This is a genomic window from Acinetobacter sp. ANC 4169 (genome assembly GCF_002135355.1).
Taxonomy (GTDB): domain Bacteria; phylum Pseudomonadota; class Gammaproteobacteria; order Pseudomonadales; family Moraxellaceae; genus Acinetobacter.
Genome location: NZ_NEGE01000002.1, coordinates 183788 through 202281, shown reverse-complemented (window position 1 = coordinate 202281; position 18494 = coordinate 183788). Strand labels below are relative to the sequence as shown.

The following is an 18494-nucleotide window of genomic DNA, read 5'->3' as shown; positions in this document are numbered from 1 at the left end:
AAGAGGTTACTGTAGCTCATCTGTTAAAGAACCAATCAAAGGATGGTCAATTCATGAAATCACGTGCTGCAGTCGCATTTGGTCCAGGTCAACCACTTGAAATTGTTGAAATTGATGTGGCACCACCCAAAGCAGGTGAAGTTCTGGTCAAGATTAGCCATACCGGTGTCTGTCATACCGATGCCTTTACTTTGTCCGGTGATGATCCTGAAGGGGTATTTCCTGCGGTACTGGGCCATGAAGGTGCAGGTGTGGTGGTTGAAGTGGGTGAAGGCGTTACCAGTGTTAAACCGGGTGATCACGTTATTCCACTATATACCGCAGAATGTGGTGAATGTCTGTTCTGCAAGTCTGGTAAAACCAACCTCTGTGTAGCGGTTCGTGCGACTCAAGGTAAGGGCTTGATGCCAGATGGCACGACACGTTTTTCTTATAATGGTCAGCCGATTTACCACTATATGGGCTGTTCAACCTTTAGTGAATATACCGTGGTGGCGGAAGTATCCTTGGCGAAAATTAATCCTGAAGCGAATCATGAACATGTTTGCTTATTAGGTTGTGGTGTAACGACCGGATTGGGTGCAGTAAAAAATACCGCTAAAGTTCAGGAAGGCGATACCGTAGCCGTATTTGGTCTGGGTGGTATTGGTCTGGCGGTGGTTCAAGGTGCCAAGAAAGCCAAAGCCAGCCGCATTATTGCCATTGATACCAATCCTGAAAAATTCACACTGGCTGAACAGTTTGGTGCCACAGAATTTTTGAATCCGAAAGATTATGACCGTCCAATTCAGGAAGTAATTGTGGAGAAAACCGGCTGGGGCGTAGACCATTCTTTTGAATGTATTGGCAATACCAATGTGATGCGTTCTGCACTGGAATGTGCACATCGTGGTTGGGGCCAATCCATCATTATTGGTGTAGCTGGTGCAGGTCAGGAAATTTCAACCCGTCCATTTCAGCTGGTGACTGGTCGTACCTGGAAAGGTACTGCTTTTGGTGGCGTTAAAGGCCGTTCTCAATTGCCAGGTATGGTGGAAGAAGCCATGAGTGGTGATATCCAGCTTGAACCATTCGTAACCCATACCATGGGACTGGAAAAAATTAATGAAGCCTTTGATTTAATGCATGAAGGTAAATCAATTCGTACCGTGATCCATTTCGAAGACTAGGGTCTGTTGACATTTCATAAATAGTTTGCGTTGTAGGCTAAAATTGAGCATGAGACGTATACGTCGCAAGAATGAAATGCAAAGAATGGTGGTTCCATTTTTAAATTTCATGACGCAGTCTGAGATAATTTTAGCCACAACCTGAGCAAAATCAAAGCACTGCTTTGTTTGCAGCGCAAGGCGCAGCTGGGGACTAGAGTATTTTTTGACGCTACGTCGTTATGAACTACGCATTTAGAATGACTAAATTTTGTAGTTCATGCCTAGTATCCTCTAAAAAATACTCGTCGTCGCAAACATAGACGAATTGTCAACAGACCCTAAGCATCCATAAATAAAAAGAGAAATAAAAAAACGGGCAGATTGCCCGTTTTTTTAATCAGACCGATTGATAAGCATCAGCCCAATTTAAGCCGTGGCTTTAATGACTTCGGCAATGGATTCAGCCACATAATCGATATTGCTTAAATTAAGACCCGCAGCGCACATGCGGCCACTACGCACCAGATAAATGCCGTATTGATCTTTGAGAATATCGACCTGTTTAGCCGTTAAGCCAGTATAGCTAAACATGCCTTGCTGTTTCACCAGATAGCTAAAATCACGCTCTGGTAAGGCTAGACTGAGTTTATCTTTTAAAATGTGACGCATTTTAATAATACGCTCACGCATTTCCTGCAGTTCAGCTTTCCATGATGCCGTCAGCTGTTCATCTTGCAAGACATTATTCACTAACAATGCTCCGGTCGTTGCCGGACTTGAATAGTTGCGGCGTACTGTGGCTTTTAGCTGGCCCAATACTTTTTGTGCAGTGGCCGAATCATCACAAACAAAGGTTAGGCCGCCTACACGCTCACCATAAAGAGAGAAAATTTTGGAGAATGAATTGCTGACAATAAAATTCATGCCCGCCTGATCAAGCGCGCGGATCGCATATGCATCTTGCTCTAGTCCTTGAGCAAAACCTTGATAGGCAATATCCAGGAAGGGAATCAGATCCTGCTTTTTCAGTACTGCAATCACCTGATTCCATTCTGCAGGCGTCAAATCGGCACCGGTCGGGTTATGACAACAAGGATGTAATAACACAATGCTTTTTGCCGGAAGCTGGCTTAATTTTTCCAGCATCGCTGGCACATTGACACCATTGGTTGCAGCATCAAAATAAGGATAGAAATGTGAGTGAATACCGGCACCGTTAAAAATGGCAATGTGGTTTTCCCAGGTCGGCTGACTGACCCAGACATCAGATTCAGGAAAATATTTTTTCAGAAAATCGGCACCCACTTTCAGTGCACCAGAACCGCCTAAAGTCTGGATAGTGACTGCACGATCATCACGGCGTGCTGGACTGTTTTCGCCCAGCACCAAGGCTTGAGTGGCTTGATTATAGGGTTTTAAACCATCCATCGGTAAATACAACTTGACCTGATCATTGCTCGCTTCAATATTCTTATATGCTGCTTTGATGGCTTCAAGTTGAGGCACAATATTGTCCTCATTATAATAAAGCCCGATGCTTAGATTCACTTTTTGAGTCCGTTCATCTTTAGCAAATTCTTCCATCAAGGAAAGAATCGGATCACCTGCATACGCATCAACATGTTGGAACATAAATACATCCTTAGTTATATGGAGTAAAACAAATCAAGCCTTCGGTATAGCAGGCATTTTAGCGGTTTATTGAAATAGCTGGGCTTCTTTTTTCATATTTTAAAATAAGCTGTCTGGCTGAATTCAGGCCTGGAATTGGGGCAGAGCATAATTTTAAAAACCCGTTCTAGGACTGGTTATAGATCAGATAGAGATCTGACACATGTCATGCCTGATAAGCCATAACAGGTTGATAAAGCAGAATGCGTAAAACACCAAACCAGAAATAAACCTAAAGCCAGATGCAATCCAGCTATTTTGCTCATCAAAAAAATAAACAGAAATTTGCTGGAAAAAGCACCCGGTCGATGAGCATAGCACTGGATAGCAGCTTGAAGATGTGAGCTATGTTGATGATGTTCATAAATGGATTAAATTTTATCTTGCTGGATTTTTTATACGCAAATGATAAGTAAAAGTTTAATGATTGATGTATTTTTATTTTGAATAAAACTATTGTCAAATAAGGCAATACAGCGTATTTTAATTTCAAGACACATACTTTTTTGAAGAAATAAAGATGTTAAAGCAACCGATGATCTCAAACGCAACTTATTATTTTTGGCAATTTAGATAATTGCCTGAACGCGTTCGGGCAAGAAAAGGTTGCCCACCAAGTTTATAACCTGATCGGCAAACCTGATCAGGTTTTTTTATATCTTATTTTTCTTACATTTTTTGGAGTTTACTCATGCAAACATTAAATTATTCATACTTTAGCAACTTTTATTGGTCTTACTTTAGTCAATTGATGACTCTTCACACGCAATCCATTAGACCCATAACGCTCAAATAAAAGATTGGACTAAAATAGTCCCCAGGAACGACCAATGAATGCTTTGAATACTGCTTTACAACAAACTCAAACAACTGAAAAAGAAACCATTTTAACTTTGCCGCATCAATTGAAGGCACAATTGCCTTTATCGAACAAGCTGGCGCAACAAATTGCCGATCAGCGTCAAACCATTGAAAACATTTTAGATGGCAAAGACCATCGTTTAATGGTCGTGACCGGCCCATGCTCCATTCACGATCCAGCTTCTGCACTTGAATATGCACAGAAATTACAACAATTACAAAGCCAAGTAGCAGACCAGATTTTCCTGGTCATGCGTGCCTATATTGAAAAACCACGTACCACCGTTGGCTGGAAAGGCTTCCTGTATGACCCAAATTTAGATGGCTCCTCCAATATGCAATTGGGCCTGGAAAAATCACGTGAGTTATATTTACAAATTATTGAAATGGGCTTGCCGATAGCATCGGAAATATTAAGCCCAATGGCAACGGCCTATTTCGACGATTTACTGGCATGGGGTGCTATTGGTGCACGTACCAGTGAATCCCAGATTCATCGTGAAATTTCAAGCCATATGCCATACAGCATCGGTTTCAAAAATGGCACTGATGGCTCGATTCAAATTGCCCTGGATGCCATTCAATCTGCATCTCATCCCCATCAATTCCTGGGTCTGGGCCAATCGGGATTACCGTGTATTTTAGAGTCTCAGGGTAATCCAAAAGCGCATCTGATTCTGCGTGGCTCGAATAGCGGCCCGAACTACCAGTTGTCAGAAATTGAAAAAATCAAAGCCAAGCATGCTGCTGAATTGCCGGCACTGGTAATTGATTGCAGTCATGGCAACAGCTCGAAAAATCCAATGCTGCAACCTGAAGTGCTGCAACAGATCGTGGCAGAACGCTTGCAGACCAATGTGCGTGGGGTAATGCTGGAAAGCCATATAGTCGATGGTCAGCAAAAAATTTCTGAGGAGATGGTTTACGGTCAGTCGGTTACGGATGGATGTCTGGGCTGGACAAAAACCGAACAACTGTTGTTAAATATGACTGATTCACTGCGACTCGAAAGTTTAAAGCGTAGTGCTTAAACTGAAGCTCAGGTCTTTCCTCAATCCATTGGGGAAAGACGGTATCCGGTGTAGCTGATCAGCCGGATCTACACAGAAGTTCAATGTAGTGCATGCAGTCTTTTGCAATGCAGAATAATGATAATTAAAACGATTTTAAAAATTTAATTCAATAATAACTGATTTAAAAAAATCAACAATAACAATAATTTATCAGTGATCAGCCTCAAGCTGTTTTTATACAGCTGGCAGGTAATGATCCCAGGAATCTCGATATGTATACAACCGAATTGCTCGATGAAGCACGTAAACTCATGCACCATATGCTGACCAAGGTGGTTGAATATGGTGGTTCAGATCTTTTTATTACTGCAGACTTTCCGCCGAGTATCAAACAGCAGGGTTTGATGAAGCCTTTCGGTCAGCAAAAACTGACAGCGGATAAAACCCGTTTATTTGCTTATTCCCTGATGAGTGACCGACAGATCCAGGAATTTGAATCGGTCATGGAATGCAATTTTGGTATGAGCGTACCGGGTATTTCACGTTTCCGGGTGAATGTGTTCCAGCAACAGCACAATGTGGGTATGGTGATCCGAACGATTACCACCGATATTCCAAGCTTTCAGCAATTGGGATTACCAAGCTCGCTGCAACAGGTGATTATGGAAAAACGAGGACTGGTGTTGATTGTTGGTGCGACGGGTGTCGGAAAATCTACCACGCTGGCGGCCATGATTGATTACCGTAATACCCACACTGAGGGGCATATTATTACCATCGAAGATCCGGTGGAATATGTTTATCAGCATAAAAAGTCGATGATTACGCAGCGAGAGATTGGCGTAGATTGTATCTCCTGGCATAACGCACTGGTTAACACCATGCGTCAGGCTCCAGATGTCATCGTCATTGGTGAAATCCGTGATACAGACAGCATGGAACATGCCATTGCCTTTGCCGAATCAGGGCACTTGTGTCTTGCCACACTACATTCCAATAATGCAGACCAGGCCCTAGACCGCATCATTAACTTCTTTCCGGAAGAACGCCGTAATCAGCTGCTGATGGATTTATCTGCCAATATGAAAGCAGTGATTTCCCAGCGCCTGATTCGAACAGAGGATGGAAAAGGTCGCCGTGCTGCGGTGGAAATACTGCAGAATACACCTTTGGTCTCTGACCTGATCCGCAAGGGTGAATTCTATGAGCTAAAAACCATTATGGCACGCTCGCGTGAGCTGGGCATGCAAACCTTTGATCAGGCACTCTTTGATTTATACAATGAAGGGGTCATTTCTCATGAAGAAGCCTTGCGCAATGCGGATTCAAGCAATGAACTGCGTCTGCAGATCAAGTTAAAGAGTAGTCGCATCAATCCAGTTTTACAGGCAGAAAGCGGTCAAATTTCCATGCTAGAACCATCCAAATCTCGTGCACTCTCTCCAGATTAATGCATGATTCTTTGACCAAGCTGAAATGCGGCTTGAAACGTAGTTGAGTGATGAATCTCTCAAGGTGGCCGAAAGCTGAAGTAGCTTTCGGCTACCTGTTTAGATTTTTAATTTCCTATGCTGGATGAAAAGAGAGATAAGGGATAATTTTTCCTCAACCGTGATCTCCGTAATTCCTGAATATTATTTCCTATATGAAAAGTCTTTTTAAAAGTAAGGTTTTAAAATTCTTAACTATTTCTTGTTATCTTTGTTTTTATTGAATTAAGTCACATAATTGTCTAAAAATATTTTCTTTATAAATCAAATCTATTTGAGGCTTAAAAAAAAACGCTGCACAATGAAATCAAAATATATGGGCATGAGCCTGCTATTAAGATGCATGCGTTTTTGCATGATCGGGGAAAATATGTATAGTACGGAATTACTGGAAGAAGCACGTAAAATAATGTTCCATATGCTGACCAAGGTGGTGGAATATGGCGGCTCGGATTTATTTATTTCAGCAGATTTTCCACCCAGCATTAAACATCAGGGTTTAATGAAACCCATTGGTCAACAGACATTGACTGCCGACAAGACCAAGCTGTTTGCCTATAGTTTGATGAATGAAAAACAGCGGCAGGAATTTGAAACCGAGCTGGAATGTAATTTCGCGATTAGCGTTCCCAATGTTTCGCGTTTTCGCATTAATGTTTTCCAGCAGCAATTACAGGTGGGAATGGTGATCCGAACCATTACCGCAGAAATTCCAAATTTTGACCAGTTAAAGCTACCTGAATCCTTAAAACATGTGATGATGGCAAAACGTGGACTGGTCCTGGTCGTAGGAGCCACCGGCTCGGGTAAATCGACCTCTTTGGCCGCCATGATTGATCATCGTAATGAAAATTCTGCCGGGCATATTATTACGGTGGAAGATCCGGTTGAATATGTGCATAAGCATAAGAAATCGATGATCACGCATCGTGAAGTCGGCGTGGATAGTCATTCTTGGCACAATGCCTTGAAAAACACCTTGCGTCAGGCACCCGATGTGATTTTAATTGGTGAAATCCGTGATACCGAAACCATGGAACATGCCATTGCCTTTGCCGAAACCGGGCATTTATGTTTAGGGACATTACACGCCAATAATGCCAATCAGGCTCTAGATCGAATCATCAACTTTTTCCCGGAAGAACGTCGTAACCAATTGTTGATGGACTTATCTTCCAACATGAAAGCCATTATTTCACAGCGTTTGGTGCGTACCGAGGATGGACGCGGGCGTCGTGCAGCCATTGAAATTTTGCTGAATACCCCATTGATTGGCGATAATATCCTTAAAGGTCAGTTTCATGAATTAAAAGAAATCATGAAAAAATCCCGTGAATTGGGCATGCAAACTTTCGATCAGGCTTTATATGATTTATATAATGAAGGTTCGATCAGTTATGAAGAAGCTTTGCGTAATGCCGATTCCATGAACGAATTACGCTTGCAGATTAAATTGAAAAGTACCCGACAGAATCTTGCCAGTCCAGCTGAAAATAGCGGATTCAGTATGGTGCAAGAAGCAAGTCAAGAAAAAACCGAAGAAGCTGCTCCTGAATAATCAGACTGTTAAGTTATAGATAAAAAAGCATGTTTAAAAGCATGCTTTTTTAAATTCATAGCGAGGATCATTTTAGTCAGTCACTGCTGGTTTATCGACCACCAGATTATAGAAAAGCAGGCTTAAAATAATCATCCCTGCACACAGCATATAAGCAATACTATAGTCAAAATGAGCAATTACAATACCTAAAATCAACGATCCCAGCGCAATACCTATGTCATAACAGGTAAAGTAGGTTGAGGTCGCATGACCAATTCTATGTTTCTCAGATCGTTGGATGGAAATGGTTTGCAGACAAGGTTGGGCAGAACCAAATCCCATCCCAATCAGTACAGCAGCAAACATAAATCCGGGTACGCTATCAATTTGACTAAGCACCAGTAAACCTAATGCAAACAAGGCTAAGGCTGGGTAAACCACATAATTCGCACCTTTACGGTCAAAGATTTTTCCCGTGATCGGGCGCAGTATCATCATCGAAATCGCAAATACCACAAAAAACAGGCTGGCATAAGACAACATATGCTTCGATTCGGCAAAGGTTGAAATAAACGACATGATGCTGGCATAGGCAAATGAAACCATCATAGCCATGATGGAAACAGGCACTGCCTTTTTCTCGATAAAATCCTGAAGACTCAGTTTACGCTTTTCCGGTTTTTCGACCGGGCTGACTTTATGTTTGAGTGGAATCATAAAACAGAACATAAAGCCCAGGAGCACAAATGCCGCTAAAATAGCAGAGATGGTGATATAAGGCAGGGCTTGAATTAAACTTAATCCAATCAGCGGCCCAAGCACAATGCCTAAATTTATCGACGTGAGGAAATATCCCATACCTTCGCCTTTACGTTCAGCCGGGATAAAGTCATTGACAATCGGAACAATGACCGTAGTTAAAATACTAAACCAGATCCCGTGTAAAAAACGAATGCACAGCAATAAAGTTAAATTGTCTGCCAGCATATAGGTCAGACAAAATAGGCAGAACAAGGCTTCAGAGATATAAAGGGCTTTTTTTACCCCAATTTTTTCAACAATCAAACCACTAAAAGGCCTTACTGCAATGGCAGATGCCATAAACAGGGTCATGGCTAAACCTGCTTGTGCCAAAGTACCATGCAACTCGTTAAGAATATAAATCGGCAAGATGGTGGTTTGAGCAAAATAAAATATAAATAAGAATAAGTTATTTGCCAGACATAGAATAAAGGACTTATTCCATAACTGGGGTACAGTTGCAGTAGACATAATTTACCTAAATCAGTATCAATGGGATATACGACTTATCAGGCTTATGACCACCATTATTATTGTGGATTGTTATAATTATTTAAGATCAGTCAGAAGGCTATATCGATGTTTAAATATTATCCGATTATATGGGAAAAGTGTAGTAATATAAGAATAAATTGCAATAAATAATTTAAATGGTGATTTTCATTCGATCTAATATCGTCATTTGATATTTTTATTAAAAGTCATTTAAAAATAAAAAAATCAGCCTCTAAGGCTGATTTTTTTATCTAAAACAGGATTATAAACCTGCTTCGTATTCACTGCTTGAAAGTAATTTTTCTATATCTGCCATATTGTCTGGCTTAATTTTATAAATCCAACCCTTGCCATAAGGGTCATCATTGACAAAATCAGGATCATCTTCAAGTGCCGAGTTCACTTCAACCACTTCACCTGAAACAGGCGCATGAATATCAGATGCTGTTTTAACTGATTCGACCACGCCTGCCTGTTCACCGGCAGTGATTTGCTGACCCACTTCTGGTGCTTCTACATAGACCAGATCACCTAAAGCATCTTGAGCATGGTCGGAAATACCGGTAACAACAAGATCACCTTCAATTTTGACCCATTCGTGAGTAGTGGCGTACTTTAATTCTGAAGGGTGATTCATTGATGACTCCTTTAAAATATTCAAATCATTTTTGCCATGTTTTATACATGTTTTTTGATAAAAACAAAAGTTTATAAATACGGATCTTTGCGCCAATTGCTTGGGCTGCGACCACTCCAGCGTTTAAATGCACGGCTGAAATTGGCCACATCGCTATAACCAATTTCATCGGCAATCTGTTCCAGGGTGTAATCGGTACGTGAAAGCAGGGAAGTTGCATGACGATAGCGTACTTCATCCACCAAAGTGGAAAAGGAGGTGCCTTCAGCTGCCAGTTGACGCTTTAAAGTACGATCCGACATATGCAGCCGATCTGCAACATTTTCGATGCTTAAATAATGCTGCTCCGACTTGGTCAAAATATCACGTACCCGCATGGCCAAGCGGCGGCGTTCACCCAGTGCAGATAGTTCCGATTCACATTGGTTAATCGCAATCTGGCTGGCAATCGGGTCCGCATTGACCATCTTTAACCCCAGATATTTTTTATCAAAACTGCTTAACAGGTGCGGCTGTTCAAAACGGAACTGATGCGACGGGAATTTCGCCATATAGCGTTCAAAACCGGCAGGTTTCGGAAAATCAAAATCAATTTCCCCAGACAGATCTTCACAACCTGTCAGGGCTTTGGCCATGGTGATAATACCAAAGGTCAGGGCGATGGCGATTTCAGTGCGTAATGGTTCAATGTCAAAGTCACATTGCAATTGCAGCGTGGCTTTTTCACCAAAAGTGGAAAAATAAAGCTGTAAAAAAGGCAGACGTAGCTGAATAAATCGGTTGGCCAGAATCAGGGCATCGGTAATATCATGCGCCGTCATAATGGCATAGCCAATAAAGCCATGAATCGAGATACGCATTTGGGTACCCAAGTGGAAACCCAAGGTCGGTTCACCTGTTAGGCGTAGTGCATGTTTGACCAGCTCATTGGCAATTGGGGTCGGAATACGAAAGTTGGGATCTGCCAATTGTTCACTATTTAAGTGAAAAGGTGTAAATAGTGCTTCAGCAGTGTAGCCCCAGCGGGAGACCACATCTAATAGCAGCAGGCCATAAACGCCGGGTATTCCTTGATCCTGTCTTGGAGAAATCGTTTTCATGCGCCATCCATTGCATTCATTCGTTTTTCTATTTGTAAGTGCCATATTGGCACGAATTGGAAGACTATCCTATTAAAATTGTTCAACAATATTTTTAAAGCCTGCACATTATTCAGGCTGATAGTCTTTTTTGAAGACCAAAATTTTAGTGGTGGAAATAAGTAACACATCATGATTCTGATTGAATGCCTGGGTCACATAACTCACTATAGCGCGGTCAGTCTTACTTTTTGATGGCGTAATTGCCACAATTTCGACTTCAACATGAATCTTATCGCCAGGACGGGTCGGGCGTGGCCAGCGCAGACTGGATTCCGAACCAATCAGGCCGTAAGCGACTGGAAAACATTCGGTCCATAAACGCATGGTCACTGCACAGGTGTGCCAGCCACTGGCTGCTATTCCGTGAAAAACAGGATGCGCTTTGGCCTGATGTTCATCGGTATGAAAAACTTGCGGATCATAAGCATGGGCAAACTGTTTAATTTCTTCTAAGGTCATTTCATATTCACGGCTAATGAAACGATCACCCACTTTTATATCTTCTAAATACAGCATTAATGCAATTCCTTTTTCTTCAATGCCTGTTGTTCTATCAAAAAACTGCCACTTTGTCTTTGCCACAAATGTGCATAAATACCGCCTAATGCAACCAGTTCATCATGCGTACCTTGCTCTACAATGCTGCCTTCATCCAGTACAATCAAACGGTCCATTTGGGCAATGGTGGACAATCGGTGCGCAATGGCAATCACGGTTTTGCCTTCCATCAAGTCATCCAGACTGGATTGAATCGCGGCTTCAACTTCAGAATCTAAGGCACTGGTGGCTTCATCTAAAATCAGGATCGGTGCATCTTTTAAAAACACCCGGGCAATGGCAATACGCTGGCGTTGACCACCTGACAGTTTGACGCCGCGTTCGCCAACATAGGCTTCGTAACCGGATTTGCCGCGCAAGTCGGTGAGCTGTGGAATAAAATCTTCCGCCTTGGCTTTGCGTACGGCTTCAAACATCTCTTCATCGGTTGCATTAGGGCGACCATATTTAATATTTTCAGCCACAGTACGGTGTAACAAGGAGGTATCCTGAGTCACAAAAGCAATGCTTTTACGCAAGCTGTCCTGAGTTACATCTTGAATGTTTTGACCATCGATCGAAATACGACCTTGGTTGATATCGTAAAAATGCAGTAACAGTTGAATCAGCGTGGACTTTCCCGCACCGGAGCGGCCGACAATGCCAATTTTCTCACCCGGTTTAATGGTTAAATTAAAATGATCAATCACATTTTTATTCTGATAAGCAAAGCTGACATCTTCAAATTTGATTTCACCATGCTGTAACTGCAAGGGTTGCGCATCAGGTTTGTCCTGAATGTGAATCGGACGCCCCATGGTTTTCATACCATCTTGAATGGTACCGACATTTTCAAACAGTGCGGATGACTGCCACATCATAAATTCGGCAATACTGTTAAGTTTTAAGATCATGGCTGTAGTTGCGGCAATAATACCGAGTTCAGCCTGACCGTTAATCCAGAGCCAAATTGCGGTACCTAAAACACCACCATATAAAACCACGCTGAGCAAATTAATGCTGATTTCATACTGCACGCCCAGGCGCATTTGCTTATATACCGTGACCATGAAGCCTTGCATCGACTCTTTGGCATAGTGGCTTTCACGGCCAGCATGGGCAAATAGCTTGACGGTTTGAATATTGGTATAGGCATCGGTCACACGACCGGTCATGACTGCACGGGCATCGGCTTGCTTACTCGAAATCTGGCTTAAACGTGGAATAAAAAAGCAGGCCGCAGCAATAAACAGCACCAGCCAAAGCATTAGTGGCACAATCAGCAAGGGAGAAATCGCTGCCAGTACCAGACTAATAGTGGCAAAGTAGATCAGAACATAGGCCAGCATATCGCCTAAAATCACCCAGAATTCACGTACTGCCAGTGAGGTCTGCATCACTTTGGCAGACAAACGCCCGGCAAAGTCGTTATGGAAAAAATCCAGGCTTTGCTGTAACAGTAAATTATGGAAACGCCAGCGTAAACGCATGGGAAAAGTACTGTATAAAATTTGATGTTTAATAATCGATTGCATGCTGGCAAATAGAATATTGGCCAGTAAAATGCAGCTCAGGATTGTAAGATTTTGGCTATGTTGAGCTAAAAAAGTGTCAGGTTGGCTTTTGCTTAGCCAGTTGACCAAATCGCCGATTTTGGAATAAAGGAAGGCTTCAAAACTTGCAGCAGCTGCGGTAAACAGTACCAGCAACAATAAGTAAGGGCGTACACCTTGGGCTGCTTGCCAGACAAAAGGGAAAAAGCGGGTAGGGAGTGGTTCGTTTAAACCTTTGGATGGATAAGGATCGACGAGTTTTTCAAACCACTGCAGCATGCGAATTTCCTTGAGTGAATGTCAATTAGGCTTAATTTTATTGGAACTTTAATATTATAAATAATAATCAAAGTGATATCTAAAAACTTGTTTCATTCAGTAAAACATACAATTCGATAGCTGAAGCTATTGATGTCAAACAACAAAGAATAAAGTGTAAATTCATCAATACAGTGTATGTCTGGTGCTAGAAGGCTTTGTAAAGTATCAGGGAGAAAATTCTTTGTTTCTATACTAGCGATGAAAACTGTCAAAAGCATCAGAATAAACTCCAATGAATTAAAAAAATTCCATGCTTTAACATCAGTCAGTTAGCTTATTTATTATATAAAAAATTATAAAATTAATATTAAAAATGTAAGCATATATTTTAATTAAAACCAGCTTATATCAAGCTTTGAGAAATAATTGATTGAATATAAATATTTATTTTTACAAAATAATAATTAACAATTGAATAACAAATAATCTAATTAATTTACACATTATTTCAAGTTATATTTAAAGTTAATTAGATACTTTCTGGAATATTGGAAATGAAAAATACTGCTAATTTTCAGATGTTGCAGCAAGTTTATAATTTTATCGCTGAGCGACCAGGATTTCAAAGCAAAGGTGAACTTGATCTCATGTTGGATTTTTTTTCGGTTATTCATGAAGATGATCAAAAAGGCATAAGACTGGATTCACCTTCTAAAATTATTGGTAAATTTGGAAGCCGAAATATCGTGAATATTCAACTGGCACCTTCCTTAAAAAATAAAAATGAATTTCTTAGCTGGGCCTATAAGCAGCTGCATCGTTAGTAAAAAAGCTATTTAAGAGATTATTTTATAAGGTTCTGATCAGATCAGAATCTTATTTCAAGGCCTAAATAAATAGGATTATTTTAAATTATTTCAATATGTACGGTGTTTTAAAACTGAATGGTTTGAAGGTGACCATATTATTGATTTTATTGGATAATTATGAATAAAAATGCTCTGTAAATAAAAAATATTTTGGAGCTAATTTAAAAATATTTACCTAAAGATATAATTAAACACATATATAGACATAAATTTAACACCTTTAAAAGCTGCTCTTCTATAATTTATTAGGCTTAATCATAATAAGAGCAAAAAAAATGGCTAAAATTTTGATTCTAAAAGAGGTGAGTGCGAAAAGTGCATGTGGCACTAAAATAATTGTAGAGCAGGTTTTTGAAAAGATTTTAAACCCCGAGGGATTGATCTGGTTGCCCTTACCTAAAATTGTGATCACGGAAAAGGTGATTAATTTAAATGAAAATAATACTTTTATTCATCCTGGAACAGGAAAAATTTTCGAGGTAATGAAAGAGAAACAATTCTTTAAATTTAAAAGAAAAACCCAACCATTATATTGATCTCATTTTGGTAAAATATTAGAAATAAAATACAAAGACATATTTATATATCTTTTAAAAATTAAAAAAATAACTCATATTTGAAATTAATCTAAAGCTGGAACATTAGTACAATTTCAATTTATTGGTAAGTAATAATGATTACCTTTTAATTAACGAAAAGAAAAATGATTTAAATTTATGGAATAATTTATTCAAGTCAATTTTATTTATCAATGAAAACAATCACGACTAGAATATTGATTTTGAATTTGCTTGGTCTTATTCAAGCGATATCTAGATGAATTGAGCCAAGTCAAAAGCTGGAGGGATTTCAGTGAATTTTGACTTAGCCTGGTTTGGAAGGGAACTCATGATTGATAGCTAAAGTTATATCGCCTTAAATGCCTCTATGGCACGTTTGCGCGATAAGCTTAAATCCACAATGGGACGTGGGTAATGTAATGCTTGAGCTGGTTCAAAAGCATAAGGTTCATGAATTTTTTTTGCATCCAGATGCGCCAGTTCCGGTACCCATTTACGGATATAATCGCCATTTTTATCAAATTTTTGCGATTGATTTACCGGGTTGAAAATCCGAAAATAGGGCACCGAATCTGTTCCCGTTGAAGCACACCATTGCCAACCGCCATTATTGGCTGCCAAATTGCCATCAATTAAATGCTGCATAAACCATTTTTCACCCAGACGCCAATCAATCAGCAGGTTCTTGGTCAAAAACATTGCAGTAATCATGCGTACCCGATTATGCATCCAGCCGGTTTGCAGTAACTGGTGCATACCCGCATCTACAATCGGAATACCGGTTTGGCCTTGCTGCCAGGCAATCAGGTCTTGCTCTGAATTTCGCCATTCAATCTTTTGAGTATTGATCTTAAACGGTTGATGTTTGGAAACGGCAGGAAATTGATAAAGAATATGTTGATAAAATTCTCGCCACAGCAATTCATCCAGCCAGGTTTGCTGTCCCAGATTGTCGATATGGAAATAGCCTGCTTGCTTTCTAAAGATAGCCTGTAAACACTGCCGGATTGAAACCGCACCAATATTCAAATAAGGCGACAGCTGGCTGGTGGAATTGAGGTGAGGGAAATCCCGCTCCTGTTGATAATGCTCTATTTTAGCATCGATAAAATTGTCCAGCACTTCTAATGCATAGTCTTTGGTTACTGGCCAAAGTTGCTGTAACTGATCTGTGTCAGGACTTTGCATAGATGTTGATGCGCTAATGAGCGCATGACCCAAATCAAAGTCCAGCTGTATTTTTTCTTGCTGTGCGACTGCTGGATAACATTGCGGCAGGCTGATGCTAAGAAGTTCATAGCAGCGCTTTTTAAAAGCACTAAACACTTGATAAGGCTGGTGAGATTTATTGCAGATCGAACCGACGGGAAAAATCGTCTGGTCATGATAAAGCTCAAGGGAGATCTGATGTTTTTCCAGTTTTTTTTGGGTCTGGGCATCACGCTTTAATTCATTCACTCCAATTTCGATATTGGCATGTACAGCATTAATGCTGAGTTGCTGGCAAAGTTGCAGCAATTGATGAGGGACATCATCCCATAAGGGAATCTGTTTGATGAGCAGGGGGATATTCAGTTGATTGAGCTGGGATTTTAGAGTTTCCAGTTGGCGCAAATAAAAAATTTGCTTGGCAGGACTATCATCATGTCGTTGCCATTGCTCAGGTGAGAGAATCACCAAGGCCATACAGTTTCCAGATTGAGTCGCATGCCAAAGTGCAGCATGATCCTGTATACGTAAATCCTGTCGAAACCATATTAATTGCATGAACCGGGATGCCTTATCTGAAGCTGAATCATTCAAGTCTAACAGGAACGGTAGGATGCTTTAAATTACCATGCTTTAAATATTGCACTTTATAGCATGACGTTTAAAAGCCTAAACTTCAGGATCACTGGATTTTTCTTGATCTGCCGAGCTTGCCGTGAATTGCCTGAAATCCGCACCGGATGGCGCCTGATAAACTTTCAAGCCAAATTCAGGAATAATGGCAATCAAATGATCAAAGATATCGGATTGTATTGCTTCATAATCCTTCCATACCGTGGTATTTGCAAAAGCATAAATTTCCAGTGGCAAGCCTTCACTGGTGGGCTGTAATTGCCGAATAATCAGCGATTGATTTTGCGCGATGCCGGAATGCTGTTTTAAGTAAAACTCGACATAGGCGCGGAAGGTGCCTAAATTGGTTAAACGGCGCTGATTGTATGAGGATTGGTTCGAGAGTTGCTGGTTAAAGCTTTCCAGCTCATCATGTTTGCTATTTAAATATTGATCCAGCAATAAAAATTCTTTCAGCTTCTGCTGTTCAGTCGGGGTCATAAAATGCACGCTGCTTTGATCGATAAAGATTGATCTTTTGATCCGCCGAGCTCCCGCATAAGCCATACCGCGCCAGTTTTTAAAAGTATCTGTCACCAGTTTATTGGTCGGAATAGTGGTCAGGGTCTTGTCAAAATTCTGAACTGTAATGGTATGTAATGACATATCAATGACATCACCATCGGCATTCAGTGAAGGCATCTCTATCCAGTCACCAATGCGCACCATGTCATAAGATGAAATTTGTACCGAGGCCACCAAAGACAGAATGGTATTTTGAAATACCAGCATCAGTACTGCCGCCATGGCACCAAAACCTGCCAGCAAGGTAAAGACATCTTTTTTAAGGAACGTACCTAAAATCATCAAGCCACAGACAATAAAAATAATCAGTTTAACCAGCTGTAAATAGCCTTTAATCGGCTTGTTTTTTGATTTGGGATTACGTTGATAAACCAGATTGAAAATACTTAAAAATTCACTGATGGCCAAAGCAAGAGTAAGAAAAATAAACGCCTGTGCCGCCATCTGCACAAAAACAATTACTTTTTCTGAAAGATGTGGAACAGTGATAATTCCGTTCATAATCACAATAGCGGGCACAATGTTGGAAATCCGTCGGATTACACTGTGCTGGGCAAAAATTTCATGATTGACAAATTTCATCTTGGAAATCAGTTGGCGAATTCCACGAACCACCACCTGCTTGGCAATAAAATTGGCAACGATTGCCAGTAGAATTAACAGGCTTAAGGAAGTCAACATTTCCAGCCAGGGATATTGATCTGACCAGTCCTGAATATTTTGTATAAATGCCAATTGTTCCAAAAACTTACCCTTAAATTTGCAAATTATGGAACAGTCTATAGGGTTATTTTTTTATTATTATAAAGATAACGTTTTATATACATGAACTAAAACAAAATTCACCAGCCGGGTGGATGCTGGAATTGATTAATTTTTTATTATTATTCTGTTCTTGTAGTCTATGCCAATATGAATACTGGCATAGAGAATTATTTTAACTATTGATGAAGCGAACTTACCACATTAAATCGTCTGGAATCACATAAGCTGCATATGGATCATCTTCATCTGTGGTTTGTTCATTCTGTTCAGAATTATTGACAATAATAAAGCCTTCCATCTTGTCATTAATTCGCTCAGCCAAGGCTTTGGGTAAAACAGCATAACTTTCGGCTTCTTTGGCAATGATTAATGAACCCGCCACCAAGGCATTATAAATCTGCTGATTGAGATAGATTTTTTTAACTTTATTGTCATCAATAAACTGATAGACCACCTCACCATCAATCTCTTTAATTTTGTGCTGGTTGATCATTTGAACAATGGCAGCTTTGAGTTCTTTACCCTGTAACAGGCGTTTTTTTTCTAAATCCAAAGCCTGATCTTTCGCCAGCTTTTCTTGCTGAGTCTGTGCGATTTTTGCTTTTAATTCAGCTTCATCGCTTTGACCGGTACGCTGCTCATGGACTGCCTGTTTGGATAGTTTTTTAGCTTTCTTGTTATCAACTAAACCTGCTTTTAGCAATTGAGCCTGTAATGCATTTTTGACCATAATAAATTCCGA

15 protein-coding genes are annotated in these 18494 nt (G+C 40.4%); 6 read left to right on the top strand and 9 right to left on the bottom strand.

Annotation, left to right across the window (positions count from 1 at the left end):
• Nucleotides 1–53 precede the first annotated feature (53 nt).
• Nucleotides 54–1169 carry an S-(hydroxymethyl)glutathione dehydrogenase/class III alcohol dehydrogenase gene (locus B9T26_RS02305; RefSeq protein ID WP_086198195.1) on the top strand — a complete coding sequence of 372 codons (1116 nt, stop codon included), beginning with the start codon at nt 54–56 and terminating at the stop codon, nt 1167–1169.
• A 408-nt stretch (nt 1170–1577) separates the two neighbouring features.
• On the opposite strand, the gene B9T26_RS02300 is transcribed toward B9T26_RS02305, so the two are convergent.
• A complete protein-coding gene (locus B9T26_RS02300) occupies nt 1578–2783 on the bottom strand; it encodes an aromatic amino acid transaminase (protein ID WP_086198194.1) in 1206 nt (401 codons plus the stop codon).
• Nucleotides 2784–3652: 869 nt separating this feature from the next.
• Between B9T26_RS02300 and B9T26_RS02295 the strand changes: the two genes are divergently transcribed.
• From B9T26_RS02295 to B9T26_RS02285, 3 genes are all read left to right on the top strand, one after another.
• Nucleotides 3653–4714 carry a 3-deoxy-7-phosphoheptulonate synthase gene (locus B9T26_RS02295; protein WP_086198193.1) on the top strand — a complete coding sequence of 354 codons (1062 nt, stop codon included), beginning with the start codon at nt 3653–3655 and terminating at the stop codon, nt 4712–4714.
• A gap of 254 nt (nt 4715–4968) precedes the next feature.
• Nucleotides 4969–6147, top strand: coding sequence for a PilT/PilU family type 4a pilus ATPase (locus B9T26_RS02290; protein WP_086198192.1), 1179 nt, complete (start codon nt 4969–4971; stop codon nt 6145–6147).
• A gap of 409 nt (nt 6148–6556) precedes the next feature.
• On the top strand, nt 6557–7744 hold the full coding sequence (locus B9T26_RS02285; protein WP_086198275.1) for a PilT/PilU family type 4a pilus ATPase: 1188 nt from the start codon (nt 6557–6559) through the stop codon (nt 7742–7744).
• A 72-nt stretch (nt 7745–7816) separates the two neighbouring features.
• Here B9T26_RS02285 and B9T26_RS02280 read toward each other — a convergent pair whose 3' ends face one another.
• The 5 genes from B9T26_RS02280 to B9T26_RS02260 all read right to left on the bottom strand — a co-directional run bounded on the left by B9T26_RS02280 (nt 7817) and on the right by B9T26_RS02260 (nt 13170).
• Complete coding sequence (locus B9T26_RS02280; RefSeq protein WP_086198191.1) at nt 7817–8998, bottom strand: MFS transporter; 1182 nt, start codon at nt 8996–8998, stop codon at nt 7817–7819.
• A gap of 286 nt (nt 8999–9284) precedes the next feature.
• Nucleotides 9285–9659, bottom strand: coding sequence for a glycine cleavage system protein GcvH (gene gcvH, locus B9T26_RS02275; RefSeq protein WP_086198190.1), 375 nt, complete (start codon nt 9657–9659; stop codon nt 9285–9287).
• 71 nt (nt 9660–9730) lie between these two features.
• Nucleotides 9731–10759, bottom strand: coding sequence for a helix-turn-helix transcriptional regulator (locus tag B9T26_RS02270; RefSeq protein ID WP_086198189.1), 1029 nt, complete (start codon nt 10757–10759; stop codon nt 9731–9733).
• 108 nt (nt 10760–10867) lie between these two features.
• Nucleotides 10868–11317, bottom strand: coding sequence for a MaoC family dehydratase (locus tag B9T26_RS02265; RefSeq protein ID WP_086198188.1), 450 nt, complete (start codon nt 11315–11317; stop codon nt 10868–10870).
• Nucleotides 11317–13170 carry an ABC transporter ATP-binding protein gene (locus B9T26_RS02260; protein WP_086198187.1) on the bottom strand — a complete coding sequence of 618 codons (1854 nt, stop codon included), beginning with the start codon at nt 13168–13170 and terminating at the stop codon, nt 11317–11319. Before B9T26_RS02260 ends, B9T26_RS02265 begins: the two co-directional genes overlap by 1 nt.
• 536 nt (nt 13171–13706) lie before the next feature.
• Between B9T26_RS02260 and B9T26_RS02255 the strand changes: the two genes are divergently transcribed.
• Together B9T26_RS02255 and B9T26_RS02250 are read left to right on the top strand one after the other, a co-directional pair.
• Entirely contained in the window at nt 13707–13976 is a 270-nt protein-coding gene (locus tag B9T26_RS02255; RefSeq protein WP_086198186.1) for a hypothetical protein, read from the top strand.
• Between the two features lie 320 nt (nt 13977–14296).
• The gene (locus B9T26_RS02250; protein WP_086198185.1) at nt 14297–14557 is read left to right on the top strand and encodes a hypothetical protein; all 261 of its coding nucleotides are present in this window, start codon (nt 14297–14299) and stop codon (nt 14555–14557) included.
• Nucleotides 14558–14926: 369 nt separating this feature from the next.
• Here the strand turns inward: B9T26_RS02250 and B9T26_RS02245 are convergent, their stop codons facing one another.
• From B9T26_RS02245 to B9T26_RS02235, 3 genes are all read right to left on the bottom strand, one after another.
• Nucleotides 14927–16348 carry a cryptochrome/photolyase family protein gene (locus tag B9T26_RS02245; RefSeq protein ID WP_086198184.1) on the bottom strand — a complete coding sequence of 474 codons (1422 nt, stop codon included), beginning with the start codon at nt 16346–16348 and terminating at the stop codon, nt 14927–14929.
• A gap of 111 nt (nt 16349–16459) precedes the next feature.
• On the bottom strand, nt 16460–17731 hold the full coding sequence (locus B9T26_RS02240) for a mechanosensitive ion channel family protein (RefSeq protein WP_086198183.1): 1272 nt from the start codon (nt 17729–17731) through the stop codon (nt 16460–16462).
• 214 nt (nt 17732–17945) lie between these two features.
• A complete protein-coding gene (locus B9T26_RS02235; protein WP_086198182.1) occupies nt 17946–18482 on the bottom strand; it encodes a DUF2058 domain-containing protein in 537 nt (178 codons plus the stop codon).
• Nucleotides 18483–18494 lie beyond the last annotated feature (12 nt).

What these genes read in the sequence shown, in the direction of transcription:
- B9T26_RS02305 (WP_086198195.1), top strand. Translation starts at nt 54, where the DNA reads ATGAAATCACGTGCTGCAGTCGCATTTGGTCCAGGTCAACCACTTGAA.
- B9T26_RS02300 (WP_086198194.1), bottom strand. Translation starts at nt 2,783, where the DNA reads ATGTTCCAACATGTTGATGCGTATGCAGGTGATCCGATTCTTTCCTTG.
- B9T26_RS02295 (WP_086198193.1), top strand. Translation starts at nt 3,653, where the DNA reads ATGAATGCTTTGAATACTGCTTTACAACAAACTCAAACAACTGAAAAA.
- B9T26_RS02290 (WP_086198192.1), top strand. Translation starts at nt 4,969, where the DNA reads ATGTATACAACCGAATTGCTCGATGAAGCACGTAAACTCATGCACCAT.
- B9T26_RS02285 (WP_086198275.1), top strand. Translation starts at nt 6,557, where the DNA reads ATGTATAGTACGGAATTACTGGAAGAAGCACGTAAAATAATGTTCCAT.
- B9T26_RS02280 (WP_086198191.1), bottom strand. Translation starts at nt 8,998, where the DNA reads ATGTCTACTGCAACTGTACCCCAGTTATGGAATAAGTCCTTTATTCTA.
- gcvH (WP_086198190.1), bottom strand. Translation starts at nt 9,659, where the DNA reads ATGAATCACCCTTCAGAATTAAAGTACGCCACTACTCACGAATGGGTC.
- B9T26_RS02270 (WP_086198189.1), bottom strand. Translation starts at nt 10,759, where the DNA reads ATGAAAACGATTTCTCCAAGACAGGATCAAGGAATACCCGGCGTTTAT.
- B9T26_RS02265 (WP_086198188.1), bottom strand. Translation starts at nt 11,317, where the DNA reads ATGCTGTATTTAGAAGATATAAAAGTGGGTGATCGTTTCATTAGCCGT.
- B9T26_RS02260 (WP_086198187.1), bottom strand. Translation starts at nt 13,170, where the DNA reads ATGCTGCAGTGGTTTGAAAAACTCGTCGATCCTTATCCATCCAAAGGT.
- B9T26_RS02255 (WP_086198186.1), top strand. Translation starts at nt 13,707, where the DNA reads ATGAAAAATACTGCTAATTTTCAGATGTTGCAGCAAGTTTATAATTTT.
- B9T26_RS02250 (WP_086198185.1), top strand. Translation starts at nt 14,297, where the DNA reads ATGGCTAAAATTTTGATTCTAAAAGAGGTGAGTGCGAAAAGTGCATGT.
- B9T26_RS02245 (WP_086198184.1), bottom strand. Translation starts at nt 16,348, where the DNA reads ATGCAATTAATATGGTTTCGACAGGATTTACGTATACAGGATCATGCT.
- B9T26_RS02235 (WP_086198182.1), bottom strand. Translation starts at nt 18,482, where the DNA reads ATGGTCAAAAATGCATTACAGGCTCAATTGCTAAAAGCAGGTTTAGTT.